The organism is Flavobacterium bizetiae, from assembly GCF_024271895.1.
Taxonomy (GTDB): Bacteria; Bacteroidota; Bacteroidia; order Flavobacteriales; family Flavobacteriaceae; genus Flavobacterium; species Flavobacterium bizetiae.
Map to the genome: position 1 here is coordinate 4632415 of NZ_CP091861.1, position 19530 is coordinate 4651944.

At 33.5% G+C, this 19530-nt stretch carries 16 protein-coding genes and 1 pseudogene; 13 read left to right on the top strand and 4 right to left on the bottom strand.

Features of this window, described 5'->3' with window-relative positions:
* Positions 1-17: 17 nt before the first annotated feature.
* The 3 genes from L0669_RS19210 (at position 18) to L0669_RS19220 (ending at position 2947) form a co-directional block, all read left to right on the top strand.
* Positions 18-941 carry a helix-turn-helix domain-containing protein gene (locus tag L0669_RS19210; protein WP_263759470.1) on the top strand — a complete coding sequence of 308 codons (924 nt, stop codon included), beginning with the start codon at positions 18-20 and terminating at the stop codon, positions 939-941.
* 217 nt (positions 942-1158) lie between these two features.
* Complete coding sequence (locus L0669_RS19215) at positions 1159-1887, top strand: SDR family oxidoreductase (RefSeq protein WP_263759471.1); 729 nt, start codon at positions 1159-1161, stop codon at positions 1885-1887.
* A 295-nt stretch (positions 1888-2182) separates the two neighbouring features.
* Complete coding sequence (locus L0669_RS19220; RefSeq protein ID WP_263759473.1) at positions 2183-2947, top strand: SDR family NAD(P)-dependent oxidoreductase; 765 nt, start codon at positions 2183-2185, stop codon at positions 2945-2947.
* Positions 2948-3129: 182 nt separating this feature from the next.
* On the opposite strand, the gene L0669_RS19225 is transcribed toward L0669_RS19220, so the two are convergent.
* On the bottom strand, positions 3130-3603 hold the full coding sequence (locus L0669_RS19225) for a hypothetical protein (RefSeq protein WP_263759474.1): 474 nt from the start codon (positions 3601-3603) through the stop codon (positions 3130-3132).
* A gap of 150 nt (positions 3604-3753) precedes the next feature.
* Here L0669_RS19225 and L0669_RS19230 point away from each other — a divergent pair, with 150 nt between their 5' ends.
* Positions 3754-4470, top strand: a complete 717-nt coding sequence (locus L0669_RS19230) for a DUF4386 domain-containing protein (RefSeq protein ID WP_263759476.1) — start codon at positions 3754-3756, stop codon at positions 4468-4470.
* 106 nt (positions 4471-4576) lie between these two features.
* Here L0669_RS19230 and L0669_RS19235 read toward each other — a convergent pair whose 3' ends face one another.
* Together L0669_RS19235 and L0669_RS19240 are read right to left on the bottom strand one after the other, a co-directional pair.
* On the bottom strand, positions 4577-5275 hold the full coding sequence (locus L0669_RS19235) for a LytR/AlgR family response regulator transcription factor (protein ID WP_263759479.1): 699 nt from the start codon (positions 5273-5275) through the stop codon (positions 4577-4579).
* Positions 5272-6312 (bottom strand): sensor histidine kinase, encoded by a 1041-nt coding sequence (locus tag L0669_RS19240; RefSeq protein WP_173971779.1) that lies wholly within the window; start codon positions 6310-6312, stop codon positions 5272-5274. The genes L0669_RS19235 and L0669_RS19240 overlap by 4 nt, the downstream gene beginning before the upstream one ends.
* Before the next feature lie 165 nt (positions 6313-6477).
* On the opposite strand from L0669_RS19240, the gene L0669_RS19245 reads away from it, so the two are divergent.
* The 9 genes from L0669_RS19245 (at position 6478) to L0669_RS19285 (ending at position 18878) form a co-directional block, all read left to right on the top strand.
* Positions 6478-7863: a TolC family protein gene (locus tag L0669_RS19245; protein WP_263759481.1), complete on the top strand. Its 1386-nt coding sequence runs from the start codon at positions 6478-6480 to the stop codon at positions 7861-7863.
* Positions 7864-7873: 10 nt separating this feature from the next.
* A complete protein-coding gene (locus L0669_RS19250; protein ID WP_263759484.1) occupies positions 7874-11158 on the top strand; it encodes an efflux RND transporter permease subunit in 3285 nt (1094 codons plus the stop codon).
* The gene (locus tag L0669_RS19255) at positions 11148-12236 is read left to right on the top strand and encodes an efflux RND transporter periplasmic adaptor subunit (RefSeq protein ID WP_263759486.1); all 1089 of its coding nucleotides are present in this window, start codon (positions 11148-11150) and stop codon (positions 12234-12236) included. The genes L0669_RS19250 and L0669_RS19255 overlap by 11 nt, the downstream gene beginning before the upstream one ends.
* 683 nt (positions 12237-12919) lie before the next feature.
* Entirely contained in the window at positions 12920-14488 is a 1569-nt protein-coding gene (locus L0669_RS19260) for a T9SS type A sorting domain-containing protein (RefSeq protein ID WP_263759487.1), read from the top strand.
* A gap of 72 nt (positions 14489-14560) precedes the next feature.
* Entirely contained in the window at positions 14561-15004 is a 444-nt protein-coding gene (locus L0669_RS19265; RefSeq protein WP_263759488.1) for a hypothetical protein, read from the top strand.
* Positions 15005-15561: 557 nt separating this feature from the next.
* Positions 15562-16347, top strand: a complete 786-nt coding sequence (locus L0669_RS19270; RefSeq protein ID WP_263759489.1) for a hypothetical protein — start codon at positions 15562-15564, stop codon at positions 16345-16347.
* Positions 16335-17390, top strand: coding sequence for a DUF4280 domain-containing protein (locus L0669_RS19275; RefSeq protein ID WP_263759490.1), 1056 nt, complete (start codon positions 16335-16337; stop codon positions 17388-17390). Before L0669_RS19270 ends, L0669_RS19275 begins: the two co-directional genes overlap by 13 nt.
* A 10-nt stretch (positions 17391-17400) precedes the next feature.
* Positions 17401-18306: a hypothetical protein gene (locus L0669_RS19280; protein WP_263759491.1), complete on the top strand. Its 906-nt coding sequence runs from the start codon at positions 17401-17403 to the stop codon at positions 18304-18306.
* Positions 18307-18308: 2 nt separating this feature from the next.
* Positions 18309-18878, top strand: a complete 570-nt coding sequence (locus tag L0669_RS19285) for a hypothetical protein (RefSeq protein WP_263759493.1) — start codon at positions 18309-18311, stop codon at positions 18876-18878.
* Positions 18879-19026: 148 nt separating this feature from the next.
* On the opposite strand, the pseudogene L0669_RS19290 reads toward L0669_RS19285, so the two are convergent.
* Positions 19027-19347 (bottom strand): annotated as a pseudogene (locus L0669_RS19290) (DJ-1/PfpI family protein); the annotation flags it as partial.
* Between the last annotated feature and the right edge of the window lie 183 nt (positions 19348-19530).

A 19530-nucleotide genomic window follows, 5' to 3' on the forward strand; every position in this document is an offset into this window, starting at 1 on the left:
TACAATTCGAAGCAATTATGAAATCTCTAGATTCTTTCTACAAAGACATTACCGAAGGCTCATCCGTTGAACCAAGCTCATTATTACCCAACGACATCAAAAAAGAAATTGGGCATTTTAATGTATTCGACATTAAAGAGCTGTACGAAAGGATGAAAGAAAAGCCCAATATGCCTTATGATCGACGTGCTTATTATAAAATAAGTTTGATAAAAGGTAAAAACCGCGCTGAATATGCCGATAAAATAATCGAAATAGACAAGCAAGGCCTTTTGTTTGCTACGCCAAAAATTCCGTACAATTATCTTCCTCAGGACATCAATCAATCCGGACAATTTTGTGTTTTTACAAGCGAGTTTTTATCGAAAAATAAAAGCGGAATTGATCTGGACGAATTACCCATTTTTGCATCCGACGGTTATCCTATTTTTCAGCTTACGGATGAAGAAGTCGCCGAAGTCGAATTGATTTTCAATAAGATACAAAAAGAAATCAATTCAGATTATATCTATAAATATGATTTGATTAGGAATTATGTGGCAGAGTTAATTCACTTTGGTCAAAAATTACAACCCATAACCGCTTTGTATTCTAAGCATAATTCGGCAGCGAGAGTTTCTTCTTTATTTGCTGAATTACTAGAAAGACAATTCCCAATAGAATCGCCAAATCAGCGATTAGAGCTTAGAACAGCCAAAGATTTTGCTGAAAGATTATCTGTACATGTCAATCATCTCAATAAAGTTTTAAAAGAAAATACCGGAAAAACCACCACGGAATTAATCACCACAAGATTAACGAATGAAGCCAAAATTCTCCTTAAACAAACCGACTGGAACATCTCTGAGATTGCATTTTCACTAGGTTTCGAAGAATTAGCGCATTTTTCTAACTTCTTTAAAAAACAAACTTCTTTTACGCCTTTGGCTTTTAGAGTTTAGGTTTATTGATTTTAGATTTTAGATTTTAGATTTTCTACAACTTTGTCAAAGTTTAAAACTTTGACAAAGTTTGTCGCAACGTTTTGGAATTTGGATTTTTAAAAATTGGGATTTCACAACTATGATTTGAATTTCGCAAACATCGATTTGATATTTACAATTCCCCAAGCCTACTTCGCTCCTACCTTTGTCTTATCAATTTAAAAGATCGAAAAAGATGAACTTATCAAACAACAAAATTCTAATAACAGGTGGCGCAAGCGGTATCGGGCTTGGACTTACCGAAAGATTTATTCAGGAAAACAATACCGTAATCATTTGCGGCCGACGTGAATCTATTTTAAATGAAGTCAAAGAAAAATTTCCAACCGTAATCACAAAAGTATGCGACCTGGCAATCGAAGCAGAACGCGTGGCACTTTACGAATGGATTGCAGAAAACCATCCTGACTTAAATGTTTTAATTAACAACGCAGGAATTCAAAAATGGGTTTCGGTTACAGATGCTGGCTTTTATGAAAGCATGAAAACAGAACTTGCTACCAATATCGAAGCGCCTTTACATTTAACATCGCTTTTTATTCAGCTACAATCACTTACAACCGTGATGAATGTAACCTCTGGACTGGCACTTTCTCCTTTTGCAAAAGTTCCGGTTTACTCGGCTACAAAAGCATTTTTCCGTTCGTTTACGATTTCACTTCGTCATATTTTGAAAGCAAAAAATATTGAAGTAATCGAAATTATTCCACCAGCATTAAACACAGATCTTGGCGGAGTTGGGTTGCATGATGCACATCCAAGCGTGAGTGATTTTATCGTCTCTATTTTTGAACAATTAAAAGAGGGAAAAGAGGAACTTACTTTTGGAACCAGCGCAACGAGAATTAATGCAAGTATTCCGGAATTAAAAGAATCGTTCAAAGCATTACATTCTAATCTGTAAAACGCGAATATTTAAACACATAGAAACATAAATATTGTGAAAGCTGAAAAAAAGGCATTTCATTTTATTTAAACAAACATAGAAAAATAGATCGCTGCGCTATGTTTAAGAAACTAGTTTCTTTTTACAATCTTTTTAGCTCAAAATAAAATCTATGATTCTATGTGTTTAATTTTTTCACGCAGATTTAGCAGATCAAGCAGATTTTTTCAATCTTTTTAATCCTTTAATCTGTGGCAACATTTTACATTTCACAATTCACAACTCATAATTCATAACTCATAATTAAATAAAAATGGCAGTAAATATAAAAATAGCTCTTGTTACAGGTGGTAGCAGAGGTTTAGGGAAAAATATGGCAATAGCAATTGCAAAAAAAGGAATTGACGTAATCATTACGTATAACAGCAAAAAAGATGAAGCTGACGATGTTGTAAAAGAAATCGAAGCTTTAGGACAAAAAGCAGTATCATTGCAACTAAACGTAGCGGATTCCGGTACTTTCGATACTTTTCTTACTCAGGTTTCAGAAGCTTTAAAAAGTACTTTTAAAACCGATAAATTCGATTTTCTGGTAAACAACGCAGGAATCGGGATTCATAATTCATTCATTGGAACAACTGAAGCTGAATTTGATCAATTGACCAATATTCAGTTTAAAGGGCCTTTCTTTCTGACTCAAAAAGCTTTAAATGTTATGAATGATGGCGGCGGAATTATTAATATCTCAACTGGTTTAGCCCGTTTTTCATTTCCGGGTTATGCAGCGTATGCTTCTATGAAAGGCGCTATTGAAACCCTGACCAAATATCAGGCAAAAGAATTAGGCACAAGAAAAATCAGAGCAAATATTGTCGCTCCTGGCGCTATTGAAACTGATTTTGGTGGCGGAGTTGTTCGTGATAATGAGCAAATGAACCAACAAATAGCATCGGTTACTGCTTTAGGACGAGTGGGTTTACCTGACGATATTGGAGGTGTTGTAGCCTTTTTATGTACCGAAGAAGCTCGTTGGGTAAATGCACAGCGTATTGAGGTTTCGGGCGGAATGATGCTTTAAATAATTATGAATTATAAATTATGAATTATAAATTATTAAATAAAACTTAGTGCTAAACCCGACAGGTTTTAAAAACATGTCGGGTTTAATTATATAACGAAACAACAAAATAAAACCCGATCAGATTAATAATCTGATCGGGTTTCTCGTTTTAAATATATTGAGTTAGTAAGTATGCTGGTTTAATCTTTTTCGACAATCACATCAAAACCTCCGTTTTTATCGAAAACAACATCATAGAATTTAGCGTTCTTTTGTACTCCTACTTCATAGGTTGTTTTGTTTTTGTCGTCTACTACAACGGCAATTTCTTTAATCGCTTTTGCAGGATAATTTTTCTTTAAATATGCCTGAGCTTTTGCAGGAAGTTTGCTAAGCGGAATTTGAGATTCAAAAGCTTTTAAAACTCCCAAATTATCATAAACAGCCAATACTTCGGTAGTCGCATTGGTTTTAAATTTGGCTTCGTAACGTATTTCATCATCATCGTCTCCAACATATTTCATTGTCCAAACGGGTACTTTGCCAGGATATTCTTTTTGAAAAGTATACAACACTTTTTCTGGCGGAGTGACCACTTTGTCCGGAGAAACTCCATTTTGTCCTATTAAAAAACTACTATATAAAAAGGTAATAATAAAGAAAAGGTTTTTCATCGTTACGGTTTTAAATTAACAATCCTTAAAATAACGTATTAAAATTACTACTTTATTTTGAAGTAAATATAAAATTGAAAAAAAATGTTAAAATAAATAGTAACATTATTCAAACTAAACAGTCTTATAGTAAACCAAGACCAAAGAAAAATGAGATTTAACCTGAAGAATTTCGAAAGTTCACCACAAGCTTATGCCCGCATAGCCGGAATATTATACCTTGTTATCATTTTAATGGGACTCTGCGCTGAGGCTTTTGTCAGAAACAAACTTGTTGTTTACGGAGATGTCAATACCACCGCAAACAATATCATACATGCTCAGCCTTTATGGAAAATTGGAATCACAGCAGATATTATCATGCACATTTGCGATTTGCCCGTAATGATCATTTTATATTACCTTTTAAAACCTGTAAGCAAAAAACTGGCGTTGCTTAATTTGTCGTTTAATTTGATACAAACGGCAGTTTTAGTCGCTAACAAACTGAATCTTTTAGCTGCGTTATTCTTCTTGGGAGATGCTGAATATCTAAAATCTTTTACTCCGGATCAATTGCATACTTTATCGTATTTGTCAATCAAATTACACGATTTTGGTTTCGGAATTGGATTGATCTTTTTTGGATTTGTATGTTTATTAGAAGGCTATATGATTTTTAAATCAGGCTATTTTCCTAAAGCAATTGGCGTTTTAATGAGTATTGCCGGAATCTGTTATCTGTTTAATAGTTTTGCCTTAATTCTGATGCCGCAACTTTCCAGCATTGTTATATTAATGCCTTGTTTACTTGCCGAACTATCATTGAGCTTATGGCTTATTTTTAAAGGTGTAAATCTACCCGTCTGGAAACAAAAATTAGCGTAATCATTTTATAATAAAACCCGAATAGAAATAAAAAAGCCCACAAGAAACATCATTGCAGGCTTTCGTTTTTGAAAATAGTTGAATTAGTAAGCACTTTTTTCGGGTTTTATTTTTTTAACCGGTCAGATAATTCCCTTTTATAAGTAATGCCAACCGGTAATTTTTCATTTTTTATTACAACAAAATCTTTGTCTGTTGCTTCGATTTTATCCAGCGCGACAATATAAGATTTATGAATGCGCATAAAATTTTTCTCCGGTAGACATTTTTCGAATTCGCTGGTAGTAATCGAGGCCAGATAGGTTCTTTTTACGGTGTGCAATTTTACGTAGTTACCAAAACTTTGAGCAAACAAAAGCTGATCTAATTCGATCTCGATAAAATAACCGTCTACTTTTACGCTAACAGAATTTACAATAGTTTCTTCCGTTTTGATCTTTACAGTTTCGGTTGCAAAAAAACGATCTATAGCTTTTAAAAACCTCGGAAAATAAATGGGTTTTAGTAGATAATCAATAACTCCGTAATCATAACTTTCTAAAGCAAATTCAGAATAAGCGGTGGTTAGAATTGTTTTAGGATGAGTTGGAAGAATCTTCAACAATTCCATACCAGAAATCTCCGGCATATTAATATCCAAAAACATCAGATCGACCGTATTCTCACGAAGATAATCCATTGCTTCGATACCATTATAGCCCTGAAAAACCAACTCTAATTGCGGATTTTGCTTGATGTAATTCGCCAGCACATAATGCGCCGCGGGTTCATCATCTACAATTATACATTTTTTGGATTCTCTCATTCTACAAACTTTTTCAATTGTACTTTAAAATCTACAATATAAGTGTTCTTATCGTCCTGAATATCCAATTTATAGTTTTTACCGTAAATTAAATTCAAACGTTCTATGGTATTTTTTAAGCCAATTTTAGTCGAAACTACATCTGTTTTTTTCGTCGGAATTGAATTTACAACATGCAAATGCAACAAACCGTTTTCGACCGTAATAATTATTCTCACGAAACATTTTTCGATGGCGCAGGTTCCGTGTTTAAAGGCATTTTCGATAAAAGCAATCAACAACATTGGTGATACTTTATAAGCGTTCTCATTATCGATTTTAAAATCGTATGTAATTTCGCAACGATACCCTACTCTTTCTTTTTCAAGCTGTACATAACTGTTTATAAACTCCAGTTCTTCTTCAAGTGAAACGCATTTTTTGTTATTGCTTTCTAATTGATAACGCATTAACTGCGAGACTTTCATAATCAAATCAGGCGTTCTTTCAGGAAATTCAAGACTAATTCCGTAAAGGGTATTAAAGGTATTGAACAGAAAGTGAGGATTTAATTGTCCTTTTAAAGAATTCAGTTGCATTTCATTAAACAATAACGTTTCATTGGTTTTCTTTCTGTGAATTCGGTAGAATTTAAACACAATTATTGGACTCAAAATACAAACCAAAGTTCCTAAAACGCTCGCCAGCTGGTACGCATAACTTCTTTGATGTGAGTTTTGATAGAGATGGCAATTGCTAAACATGTCGAGCATTGTAATCTCGTACAACACTACAGAAAAGACAAATACACCAAAAAGGGTTAAAATAATATAAGTTACGGGACGTTGGGTTTTGAATAATATGGGCAAAAGAAAGAAACGATTGAATTGGGCATGCATGTATAAAACCAGATAGAAAAATACGCCCATTAATATGGAAGTAAAAGAACTAAATAACATCCAGTCATTTTTTAACGTATAAATCGTAAATGAAAAGGCGACAACGGCAACCTCCTGCCACCATTTGTTGTCTAATATGTTATCAAATTTTTTATTCATTTTTAATACTTAAATAGTTTACAAAGTACGAACAAATATTTAATTTATATTTCCAAAAAATGACGAATTCAATTGGTCATTTATTATCGTAGTACATCATTTAAGATGACATATATCAGCTGAAGAGAAATAATTTTGTTGTATCAATTTCATACCACTAATTTTATGTACTTCAGAAAAATTACTTTATTAGTTTTCTTGATTTTTGCTTGTGGTAGTTATGCGCAAACCTTGTCTTTAAAAGAAGCCATAAAAACAGGTTTAGAAAACTACGGTTCCATCAAAGCAAAAAGCAATTACACCAATGCTTCACGCGAGACGCTCAAGCAATCCAAGCGTGATTATCTGCCAAATCTTAATTTATCGGCACAACAGGATTACGGAACAATCAACGGGCAAAACGGTGCTTTGTACGGTTTTAATGGTTTAGGAACAGCTTCTTCCGGACCTGCCTTGCCAGACCAAAACTGGAATTCAGCTTTTGGTGCTTTGTACCTGGTCAACATGAACTGGGATTTTTTCACCTTCGGAAAAATTCAGGAAAAAATCAATTTGGCTAAAATCGATGTTCAGGCCAAAGAAAAAGATTTAAAACAAGAAGAATTTCAACAGGAAATTAAAATTTCTGCTGCTTATCTGAATTTATTGGCCAGCCAAAGATTACTGATTTCGCAGCAAAAGAATTTAAGCCGTGCCGAAATTTTCAAGAAAACCGCCGTAGCCCGCGTTAAAAACGGATTATTGGCCGGAGTGGATTCTACATTGGCTACAGCCGAAGTTTCGAAAGCAAAGATTTCTTTGAATTTGGCTAAAAACTTCGTCAAGGAACAAAACAATAAATTAGTCGATTTGATGGGTGTTGCGCCTCAGGATTTTGTTACAGATACTTTGTTTGTAAACGATATTCCAAAAGAGGTTTTGAGAGCAACGGCAACTTCAGATAGTTTGCATCCTTTGCTTCAGTTTTATAAAACTAAAATTGATTACAGCAACCAACAGGTAAAATTGTACAAACGTTTTTATTATCCTACAATGAGCGCTTTTGGTGTTTTGCAAACGCGTGCTTCAGGATTTAATAGTGATTATGTTACGGATCAAAATTCATTCAACAGAAATTATTGGGATGGCGTAAATCCGGATCGTACCAATTATCTGATCGGAATTGGAATTAGCTGGAACCTGACAACTCCGTTTAGAGTAAGCAAACAAGTAAGCGCTCAAAAATATGTTTCGCAGGGTTTACAGGAAGAATACAATCAGGCCGACAGAGAACTGAAATCGCAATTAGCATTAGCTGATGATAAAATAAAAATAACGCTGGACAACTTTGCCGAAGCACCAATTCAGGTCGATGCAGCAAAAAAAGCGTATTTGCAAAAATCAACTTTATACAAAAACGGATTAACGGATTTAACTGATATAACCCAAACATTATATACGCTAAACCGTGCCGAAATTGATCGTGATATCGTCAATAACAATGTATGGCAATCGTTTTTGCTTAAAGTAGCTGCTACCGGCAATTTTGACTTATTTATAAATGAATTTTAATTAGATCCTAATGAATTTAATACGTTTTGCACTCCGCAAACCCATCTCCATATTAGTATTGGTTGCGGGTCTATTTTTCTTCGGAATTGGTGCCATACAAGACATTAAGGTAGATATCCTGCCAAAAATGAACTTGCCGGTTATCTATATTGCGCATCCTTTTGGAGGTTATACGCCAGACCAGATGGAAGCTTATTTTGCTAAGACTTATGTCAACATTTTACCGTTTGCCAATGGTGTAAAATCGGTAGAAACCAAAAATATTCAGGGGTTAATGATCATGAAATTAACCTATTATGAAAACACCAATATGGCTCAGGCTGCAGCCGAATTAAGTTCACTTTCGAACAGGATTCAGGCGGCGTTTCCTCCGGGAACCCAGCCTCCGTTTATCATTCGTTTTGATGCTTCATCATTGCCAATTGGTCAATTGGTTTTGAGCAGTAAAATACGATCAAATAACGAATTGCAGGATTTAGCCAACGTTTATGTTCGTGCTTCGTTTACTTCCATTCCGGGTTTATTATCTCCGGCACCCTTTGGCGGAAGCCCAAGAACTATTGAGGTTAACGTAGATCCGGATTTATTGCGTTCGCATAATATGACGCCAGATCAGGTAGTTGAAGCAATTCGTATCAACAACCAGACGGCTCCGTCAGGAAACGTGAGAATGGGCGATGTAAACTACATTACACCAACCAATAATACAATTAAAGAAGTTAAAGATTTTGAGAATATTCCGTTGTTTAAAGGAAGCGTTCAAAACTTAAAATTAGGCGATGTTGCCACTGTAAAAGATGGTGCCGATATTACGCAAGGTTATGCTTTGGTAAACGGAAAACGTTCGGTTTATATTAGTATTGCAAAAGCCGGAGATGCTTCGACCTGGGATGTGGTTCAGAAATTAAAAGCCGAATTGCCTAAAATTCAAAGTACATTACCGGAAGACGTAAAATTATCGTATGAATTTGACCAGTCGGTTTATGTAATTAACTCGGTAAAAAGTTTGATTACAGAAGGTATTATCGGAGCGGTTTTAACCGGATTAATGGTATTGCTTTTCCTTGGTGACCGTCGTGCCGCTTTAATTGTAATCATGACAATTCCGATCTCTATTATTTCGGGAGTTTTATTCCTTAAATTATTCGGACAAACGATCAACTTAATGTCTTTAAGCGGATTGGCATTGGCAATTGGTATTTTGGTGGATGAAAGTACGGTTACAATCGAAAATATTCACCAGCATCTCGACATGGGAAAACCCAAGGCACTCGCCATTTGGGATGCCTGTCAGGAAATTGCGTTGCCTAAATTATTGATCTTACTTTGTATTTTGGCGGTTTTTGCACCAGCCTTTACCATGGTAGGAATTCCGGGAGCTTTGTTCTTGCCTTTGGCTTTAGCAATTGGATTCTCGATGGTGATTTCCTTCTTACTTTCTCAGACTTTTGTGCCTGTAATGGCCAACTGGATGATGAAAGGTCATGAAAAACATGCTCATGGTCCGGAAATTACTGATGATGAAGCAGAATTTAACGATTGCGGATTAACTCCGGAATCTGAGAAAGATCTTATCACGCAGAAAAAAGCGTACGTAGCAAGAGAAGATATTGACAATGACGGAAAAATAGGCGTTTTCGAACGTTTCAGAATCCGTTTTATGAGAACATTAGATCGATTGTTTCCTTATAGAAAAATAACCGCTTTAGTGTACCTTATCGGAATTACACTTTTGGCAGTTGTCTTTATTAATTTTATCGGAAAAGATGTTTTCCCTAAAGTAAATTCAAGTCAGTTTCAGTTAAGAATGCGTGCTCCAGACGGAACCCGTTTAGAACGTACCGAAGAAAAAGCAATTATTGTTTTGAAAGAATTGCAAAAAATGGTGGGTAAAGAACATATCGGAATTTCATCTGTTTATGTTGGTCAACACCCGTCGTTATTCTCGATCAACCCGATTTATTTGTTCATGGCAGGTTCTCATGAAGCCGTATTTCAGGTGAGTTTAAAAGAGTATCATACGGATATGGACAACTTTAAAGACGAGTTTAGAGCCCGAATCAAGAAAGTACTTCCGGATGTAAAACTTTCTTTTGAGCCAATCGAATTGACTGATAAAGTTTTAAGCCAGGGATCTCCTACTCCAATCGAAGTTCGTATTGCCGGAAAAGACAAAAAACGAAATGAATTATACGCCACTCAAATTGTAGAGAAACTAAAGAAAATCTCTTATTTCAGAGACGTACAAATTGGTCAGCCAATTCATTATCCGGCAATGAATATTGATATCGACAGAACCCGTGCTGCCGAATTGGGTGTAGATATGAATGATATTTCACGTTCGCTTGTAGCTTCGACCTCATCATCAAGATATACCGAGAAAAATACCTGGGTAGATGAAAGAGCCGGATTATCCTATAACGTTCAGGTTCAGGTGCCCTTGAATCAGATGAAAAGTAAAACCGATATTGGAGAAATTCCGGTATTAAAAAATTCGCTTCGTCCGGTTTTAAGCGACGTTGCAAAAATCACACCCGGATTTGTAAGTGGTGAAAATGACAATTTAGGGGCTATGCCATACATTACCGTTACAGCCAACATCAGCCAGACCGATTTAGGTACGGCAGTAAAAGATGTAGATGCAACAATCAGTTCGTTGGGAGAATTACCAAGGGGGTTATTCATCACTCCAATCGGAATGAGTAAAGTATTGGTAGAAACATTAAGCAGCTTACAAGTAGGATTATTGGTTGCCATATTTGTAATCTTCTTAATGTTAGCCGCTAATTTCCAGTCGTTCAAGGTTTCGTTAGTAATCTTAACAACCGTTCCGGCAGTAGTTTTAGGAGCATTATTAATGCTTACTATTACAGGTTCTACCCTTAACTTACAATCGTATATGGGTATTATTATGTCCGTTGGGGTTTCGATCGCGAATGCCGTATTATTGGTTACAAATGCAGAACAGCTTCGAAAACGAAATGGAAATGCGTTAGAATCGGCACGTGAAGCAGCAGCGTTGCGTCTTCGTCCTATTATCATGACATCTGTTGCGATGATTGCCGGAATGTTACCAATGGCAATTGGTCATGGCGAAGGTGGTGATCAGGTTTCTCCATTAGGTAGAGCCGTAATTGGCGGATTATTATTTTCGACTTTTGCCGTATTGCTAATCCTGCCACTTATCTTTGCCTGGGCACAAGAAAAAACAACAACACAATCTGTTTCTTTAGATCCTGAAGACGAAGAAAGCATCCATTATATCTCATCATTAAATCAAAAAAATGAAAAATAACATTATACAATCGACCGCATTATTTTTTGTAGCCGTATTTTTTCTAACGAGCTGTAATTCTAAGAAAGAAGAAACCGTTACTGCCGAAATTGAGCCTAAAACAGAAACTATTTCTTTAGAAAAAGAAAAACTAACTACAGAGTTGCGTTTACCAGCCGAATTAACTGGTTTTCAACAAGTAGATTTGTATGCTAAAGTAAGCAGTTTTGTAAAATTGCTAAAAGTAGATATTGGTACCAAAGTAAAAAAAGGACAGCTTTTAATCGTTCTTGAAGCACCGGAAATCAGTTCTCAGCTAGCCGCAGCCGAATCAAGACTAAAATCGATGGAAGCTATTTATGCCACAAGCAAAAGTACCTACAACCGTTTGTACGAAACGAGTAAAGTTGAAGGAACGATTTCTAAAAATGATTTAGAAATGGCCAACGGAAAGAAAAACTCAGATTACGCACAATATCAGGCCGCAGTTGCAGCCCACAAAGAAGTGTCGATTATGAGAAGTTATCTTGAAATTCGTGCTCCTTTCGACGGAGTTGTAGCGGCCAGAAACGTAAACTTAGGAACCTTTGTTGGTCCTGCAGGAAAAGGATCTGATTTGCCTTTATTGACGATTCAGCAACAAGATAAATTGCGTTTGGCAGTTTCTGTTCCTGAGCTTTACACAGGATATTTACATGAGGGCGACGAAATGAATTTTAATGTAAAATCATTGCCTGAAAATTTTAAAGCCAAGATTACCAGAATGTCCGGAGCATTAGATTTAAAGTTACGTTCTGAGCGTGTAGAAATGGACGTTACGAATACTAAAAAAGATCTTTTACCAGGAATGGTTGCCGAAGTTTTGTTACCACTTAACGCAAAAGACAGTACATTTGTAGTTCCAAAATCGGCATTGGTGAGTTCTGCCGAAGGTCTGTATGTGATCAAAGTGATCAACCACAAAGCAACACGAGTTAATGTAAAAAAAGGAAGAGAAATCGACGATAAAATCGAAATCTTCGGAGATTTGAACCTGAAAGATAAACTGGTAAAAATTGCCAGCGAAGAAACTAAAGAAGGCGATATCATAAACGAATAACCTACGTTTAGTCTTCATTTTTAGTGATTACCAAAAACTGTACGCTTAATGCGGCATTTTAAAATCTAATTTTAGAATGTAGATTACAATTTACCTGAAAGGACGATACTTGATATAGTATCGTCCTTTTTTTTGTTTTATAGTTTCGCAGAGATTCGCAAAATGGCGCGGAGATTCGCAGAGTTTTTTTTAATCTCGCAAAGACGCAAAGGCGCAAAGTTTTGTAATTACCCAATTGTCATCCTGAGCGTAGTCGAAGGCTAATGAAAACTAAATTCGAACAGTTAACAAAACAGAAAAAATTTGGAATTTGGAATTTATATATTATAATTTAATTTCGTTAGGAGCTATTTCCAGCTATCCGCTACAATCTTTTGTGGCGAACACCGCCACAAAAGGATTTCCACTTCTATCGGGGCTAGGGCAATCATTTTCATAACAGCATTTGGATCTGGTTTGTCATTGCGAGGAACGAAGCAATCTCAAAAAGAAGCTCGACAAAGATTGGAATCTCGTTGCGGAGTTTCTTTCGTTATAATACACCTTACAACAAACAATAATTTAAACAATGCTTTTATTACAAAATAAAATATATTTGTAAGTCTTAAAAATCATCAAAAACCACAAACAAATCGTTAAAATTAAATAACGAAATAAGATCTATCAAGCCTAACATTATAACTATGACAAAAAAACTACTTTTATTTATTTCATTTCTATTACAATTTAATGCATATTCTCAAGAACCCACTATTGAATGGCAAAAGTGTTTTGGCGGTACTGGTTCAGATGGTTTTAGTAGTATCAAACAAACTTCAGACGGAGGATATATTGCTGTTGGTAGTTCAAATTACAATGTTGGGGACCTAACAACAAATAAAGGAGAAAATGATGTTTGGGTTCTAAAACTGAACTCTAATTATGCAATCGAATGGCAAAAAACATATGGAGGTTCTAGACAAGATTTTGCAGATTCTGTTCAGCAAACCACTGACGGTGGATACATTATTGCAGGATATTCTCAATCTAATGATGGTGACGCAACTTTTAATCACGGATCTTATAATAACGGAGATTTTTGGATAATTAAAATAGATGCCCTAGGTGTAATACAATGGCAAAAATCTTTAGGAGGTATACAAAGCGAGAGGTTATATAGCATCATACAAACTATTGATGGCAATTATGTCGTTACAGGACATAGTTCGTCTAATGATGGAGATGTTAGTGGCAATCACGGTTATAATGTTACCAACAAAAGTGATGTCCTGGTAATAAAACTAGATACTTTAGGAAATATTCTTTGGTCAAAATCTCTTGGCGGAACTCAAGATGATGGTGCTTACAGTATAAAACAAACTACTGATGGAGGCTTTATCCTTTGCGGATCAAGTTTATCAAATGATGGTGATGTTTCAGTCAACAAAGGCTATGATGATGCATGGATAGTAAAACTTAGTAGTATTGGTAGTATTGAATGGCAAAAAACATATGGAGGATCAAAGAGTGATTATACCAAATCTATTTCGCAAACTAATGATGGAGGTTTTATAGTTGTAGGTAGTACAAAATCAATTGATGGAGATCTGGTAAATGTAAATAATCTCGATCCTGACGACAATCATGTTTGGGTTTTAAAATTAAACAGCATTGGAGATATTCAATGGCAAAAAGTATATGGTCGTACATCAACCGCCGAAGGAAATGACATTCTACAAAGCACGGATGGAGGTTATATTATTGTAGCAAATTCTTATACTTATACAGATCCTATACAATATAAAGGCTCTAATGATACATGGATTGTAAAAATTAATGACACCGGAACATTAGAATGGCAAAAGGTTATTGGAGGAAGCAGTTCTGATATGATGGCTTCTATACAACAAACTACTGATGGCAATTATATAATGGCTGGATATACATTTTCAAATGATGGAGATATAAACAATAATCATGGATCTGCAGATGGCTGGATAGTAAAACTTTCCTCAAAAAACCTATCAATAAATAAACCTAAAACAAATACATTAGTTGTTTATCCTAACCCGGTTACCTCAATACTTAATTTTGAGATTCCAAATGGAGATACAATCGATAAAACCGTTATTACAGATATTAACGGAAAAATAATATCCGAACAAGATAAAAATCCCACTCAAATAAATACACAACATTTAAAATCGGGTATGTACATTATTAATGCTTACTCTTCAAATAAAAAATTTACACACAAATTCATAAAGAAATAATTACCATTTTAAACTCCTGTTTTTCGTTAACTCACACTAATGGAATCAAGCACTTACAAACAACAAAAAATTATGAGAAAAATTAAAGTGATAGCATTATTTATGCTATTCATTGTCATCGCCGCATTTAAAATTGAAAGTAGTAGTATTGAAGGTTTACAAATTAAATTTAGAAAAGTTTCAGAAGATTATATGAGACCAGGTGCGCCAAATGGTCCCATAATCTCAATGCCAATAGAAGCAGCAGAAGGAATGAAGTTTGTAAAACTGAAACTTACTTTAAGAAACGAGGGCGAAAAAGATTGCATTTTCGATTTCGAAAATGTTTACATTTCAACAGAACAGGATAGTTTATATCGATTTTTGAAGTTTCAGGCCTATTTTACCGGTACGAAAACCAAAATAAAACCAAAAAAAGAAATTGATAGAATTGTATTATTTGAATTTCCTGATAATGCAAAACCTAAAGAATTATTTATTGAAGATAAAAGGTATAAAATTATTGAAGAGAAATAGACTTAATATTATGCCGGCCAGAGCAACTGGCGCATTTAGAATACAAATTACAATTTATCTGAAAGGACGATACTTGATCTAGTACCGTCCTTTTTTTTTGTTTTTGTTTTTTGAGTAACTATTAAACCCAATATTGTCATTTCGAGCGAAGGGAGAAACCTCCGTGAGAAGCTCGACAAAGATTGGATTCTCGTTGCGGAGTTTCTTGCGAAGATTTCTCCCTTCCTCTCATGACATATATTGTGGTTATGTTTTTTAAAATCTTTTATTCAAATATTTTTTTTAGCATTTGTAATCCTATATGTCAGGACAATACGCTTGCATACTTACCACATTTTGACTCATTACAAGTTGTGCCTTGATTATTAATAATAATAATTATGCTAATTCACAAATTATAATCTTATTCTATTAGTTTAATATCTTATTGTGGCACTCAATAATCTTTCTGCTTTTTAAATTCATAAAAAATAAACATTATCAAATTAAAAAAAGATAATAACATAAATCCTTTGATATTGGATGAATTGAGTAATTAAATCTTAAAGATATATATTATGATACCTGAAGAATATTTTTTGCATGAACACTATTTAGAACCTCCCTTAAATCAAACACAATTCTACCGATTTGCAACAAAAAAAACCGATTTATCTAATAAATCCCATTTAGTCGAGAAAAGTTTTATTCGTGAAGTAGAGATTACATATTTAGGAAGAAAAAAAGAGTTGCTAATTTTTGATGTATTTACAAGTAATATCGTTTTCGATTCCAATCAAAATATAGCCAATAAGCGATTATCATTAGAAAGCGCTTATATCTTTTATGATTTAGAAATTGGAGTAAATAATACAGGCGAAATTGTTGAAATTTTTAATCTTAATGAGATAGAAAATCATTGGAAAAGCACCAAATTAGAACTACAAAAAGATAATCTAGGGTATGAATTAGATATTTTTTTTGAAACTATTTCAAATATTTTGAAAGAGAAAGAAAAAGTAATTTCTTTTTTGAATTCAAGAAAAATGTTTGGATTATATTTTAATGGATTGTTTGGAAAAAATGATCTTAATCAAGCTCCAAGAAAACAAAAAACTACTGTTGCGGAATTTGACAATATTATTTTACTTGAAGAAATATACATTAAAAAGAATATACCTCAATTTTTGATTACTGCTCAGAAAAGCGATGATGAACATCAGAATATTATTCCCGATAGTAATAAAATAAAAAAATACAAAGGCGAATGGTATTATACCAAAAATAACCAATTAGAAGAAGGTTTTTTTGAAATAGAAAATGAAAACATGAACATAAAATACGATGCATTATGGGTTGGTTGAGCTTATTAAAAGATATGTTTGGACCAGGAAGCAGTGATCCTGATCATTACGACAAAATGTTTAGGGCACGAATGGCAAGAGAGCAAAAAGAACGAGATGAAATTTTTGACATTAGCAAAAACGTAGATCAAATAAATGAGCGCAGACAAGATAACATCATTAATTACCGAAGATCTCAATTAAAAGAACGCAAAGAACAGATCAGGGAAAAACGTAAAAAGGAAGATAAAGCCATAGATGCATTAAAAATTGTTATTGATACCGCAAAACTGCAATGTAATTTGTGTACAAATCCTATAGGCGATCTAAAGGTTAATTACAACACACCATCAATACAAGGCAAGCGAACGGCTACTGTAAAAGAAAAAGATCAAACAAGTCTACTATTTAAGGGCAATTGCAAAAAAAGCCCCAACAGTTCCAGCCCTTGCAACTCAGTAATGCAATTGGGAAACTGGAAAGATATAGGAAATGTAAAATTTCAGGAAGAATATGTCTTGCTTCAAAAAAGCACCATAAAATGCAATTATGGCGGTACAGATATACAAATTATAGATTGTGGACAACGCAATGTACCAACAGATATTGATACAATGCCAATGGAAGCTATAAAAGAGAAACAAATTCTTAGTACAACCTGGATGTGTGAAGAAATGGAAGAAGAAATTAGAACTGTAAATGTTGGAAAGAAAGTAAGTCTTTTAGTAAAAACAAGAAATTATCAAGAAGGAGATACTATATCTGTAAAAATAAAAGGAGTTAAAGAGCAGGAAATAAATGAAGGTATAAATGAAATAGTACTAACCGGAACTGTAAATGCTAAGGGTTTTGCGGAGCTGAAAGAAGAAATTGAATTTGGAACTATTGCCAAAAATACAATAGAAAAAACAGCAAAAGAACAAAAACCAGAACAGGACAATAAAAATAAAAGTCATGTTATTCATGAAGGTAAAAGTTATACCCGCGAGGAATGGAAAGCATATCAAAACGATTGGCATGACCTAATGGATAAAAGAAATAACGAAAAGAAAAATAAATTTTAGACATATACTAATGAGCAATATTGTTAGAAGAAGAACAATTTATATAGCAGAGATCGATGGCGATACAAGATTTCAGGATATGACGTTAGAAATTATCGACGATCGCATCATAAATGTAAATGGACATTTTTATAATAAAGATGGCACTTACGAGGGTAAAATAAATGAACCCGATTTCGAAGGGAGCGTAAATGATGTTTACGTTTGTGATGGGAAATCTATCCAAAAAGACAAAAACGGAAATGATCTTTTAACATATAACAATACAAAATTATTAAAAGATAATGAGGTAAATATAACTAATGAAAAGTTTATAAACTCTGCTTCAATAGCTTATGGAGAATGCTCATTAGAATATAATTTAGATGTTAAATTAGAATTATTTGCTATCGCTTATGTAAATAATAAACATTCTAAGAATATAGCTTATGGAAAAGATAGCGCTGGAGCAATATCTTTTAGAAAAAAAGAGAGTGAAAAAAGAAACGGTACAGCGATGCAAACTGCAATAGCAGCAGTTATTAATGTACTTATAGGAGGTGAGGATTATAGTAATGGTGCAGATTCATGGGATGGTGTGGATGTATTGACAGGAAGTGCTAAAAAAGATTGGAAGCAAGAAGATCATTTTAGACAAAGGGTGCATGGTAAGAGAAAAGGGATAACAGACCCCAAAAATCTATCTCAAACATTCCATAAAACTGTAAAAAAAACATTAGAAGATAAAATTAATAATCCTAAAACAAGTGAATCATTACAAAAAGATTATCAAAACAAACTTGATAATTTAAAAGAATTGATAATTTATAAAGAAGAATACGAAATAGTTAACAAAAAAGAGAAACTTAAATATACCCCTTGTTTTGAAATATTAGCAACACATGCCGCAAGCATTTTCTATAAAGAATTAAAATAAATATGAAAAAATATAATATAATATGGATGTTTTTTATTTTTAGCAATTTGTTTGCTCAAAATGAAAAATATGATCAAATAAAGTTTGAAAATATTATTCTTAACAATCATAATTTGTATTTTGGATTAAAAAGAATGCCTTCTTTAGAAAAGTATTTAGGACAGATAGAGAAAAAAAAAGACATCTCAAATGATAAAATAAAAATACCATTAACTAAAAATCAAATTGGACTACATGATTTTTCCAATAAAAAAATAATGTTATTTATAACAAAAGATAGTGCTTTTATTCATTATTTTAATTTTGAAAAATCTAAAAAAAGACTAATCATTAAATTTAATCAGAAAAAAACAATATTATCAAATAATTATAAATTAGTTCAATTCAAAAAAGATTTTCCTGCTTCATACAAATTTGCTAAAGGAATTAATGCGACACCATTATCAAAAGCTGCATTTATTCCTGTTCTTTTGTTTCGTCCTAATTGCAAAGGATATATGTGTTTTACTTTTTATGATGGTAAATTAATTGATATTTTTATATCTGATTATATACCAAAAGCACCATATTAAATACTATGATAAAATATTATATAATTTGGGGAATTTTATTTGTAAGTAATTTATTTTCTCAAAATAAAAAATATGATACAATACTATTTGAAAACATTAAAATTGATAATCATGAAATGTCTTTTCAATATGGGAGTATTCAAAATTGACAAATAGCCGCTACCGGTTTTTTGCTTTCAAAAAAAGAGCGTACAAAATTTACTGCGGCTTCTTCTCTTCTCAATAAATCAGGGTTTATAACTCCACCAGGAAGAACCAAAGCATCGTAATCTGCTTCATTTGCCTGATCTAATACTACATCAACTTTATATTCCTTGCTCCAATTACCATCTTTCCAGGATTTGATAGTTCCGGATTTCAAACTAATAATATCTGCATTCCAACCTTGCTCTTCTAGATAGGCTTTAGGTGATGATAATTCTGACTCTTCAAAACCGTTTGTGGCTAATATGGCTATATTCTTTTTCATAATTTTAAGTATTTAAAACGTTATTAATTTTGATTTACCTAAAATTAGTAATTTGAGACAGCCAGCGAAAACAGAGCATGTTAAACCTTTCTTTAATAAAAGTTAATTAATTGAATTTCAAATTATTATTAAAAATCAAACTGAAATTATATAAAATTAATGTCAATTTGGATTACTATTTTA

Coding starts and splice junctions, on each gene's coding strand:
- L0669_RS19275 (WP_263759490.1), top strand. CDS start 16,335: ATGGGTTGGTTGAGCTTATTAAAAGATATGTTTGGACCAGGAAGCAGT.
- L0669_RS19215 (WP_263759471.1), top strand. CDS start 1,159: ATGAACTTATCAAACAACAAAATTCTAATAACAGGTGGCGCAAGCGGT.
- L0669_RS19225 (WP_263759474.1), bottom strand. CDS start 3,603: ATGAAAAACCTTTTCTTTATTATTACCTTTTTATATAGTAGTTTTTTA.
- L0669_RS19280 (WP_263759491.1), top strand. CDS start 17,401: ATGAGCAATATTGTTAGAAGAAGAACAATTTATATAGCAGAGATCGAT.
- L0669_RS19250 (WP_263759484.1), top strand. CDS start 7,874: ATGAATTTAATACGTTTTGCACTCCGCAAACCCATCTCCATATTAGTA.
- L0669_RS19220 (WP_263759473.1), top strand. CDS start 2,183: ATGGCAGTAAATATAAAAATAGCTCTTGTTACAGGTGGTAGCAGAGGT.
- L0669_RS19240 (WP_173971779.1), bottom strand. CDS start 6,312: ATGAATAAAAAATTTGATAACATATTAGACAACAAATGGTGGCAGGAG.
- L0669_RS19255 (WP_263759486.1), top strand. CDS start 11,148: ATGAAAAATAACATTATACAATCGACCGCATTATTTTTTGTAGCCGTA.
- L0669_RS19245 (WP_263759481.1), top strand. CDS start 6,478: ATGTACTTCAGAAAAATTACTTTATTAGTTTTCTTGATTTTTGCTTGT.
- L0669_RS19210 (WP_263759470.1), top strand. CDS start 18: ATGAAATCTCTAGATTCTTTCTACAAAGACATTACCGAAGGCTCATCC.
- L0669_RS19260 (WP_263759487.1), top strand. CDS start 12,920: ATGACAAAAAAACTACTTTTATTTATTTCATTTCTATTACAATTTAAT.
- L0669_RS19270 (WP_263759489.1), top strand. CDS start 15,562: ATGATACCTGAAGAATATTTTTTGCATGAACACTATTTAGAACCTCCC.
- L0669_RS19265 (WP_263759488.1), top strand. CDS start 14,561: ATGAGAAAAATTAAAGTGATAGCATTATTTATGCTATTCATTGTCATC.
- L0669_RS19285 (WP_263759493.1), top strand. CDS start 18,309: ATGAAAAAATATAATATAATATGGATGTTTTTTATTTTTAGCAATTTG.
- L0669_RS19235 (WP_263759479.1), bottom strand. CDS start 5,275: ATGAGAGAATCCAAAAAATGTATAATTGTAGATGATGAACCCGCGGCG.
- L0669_RS19230 (WP_263759476.1), top strand. CDS start 3,754: ATGAGATTTAACCTGAAGAATTTCGAAAGTTCACCACAAGCTTATGCC.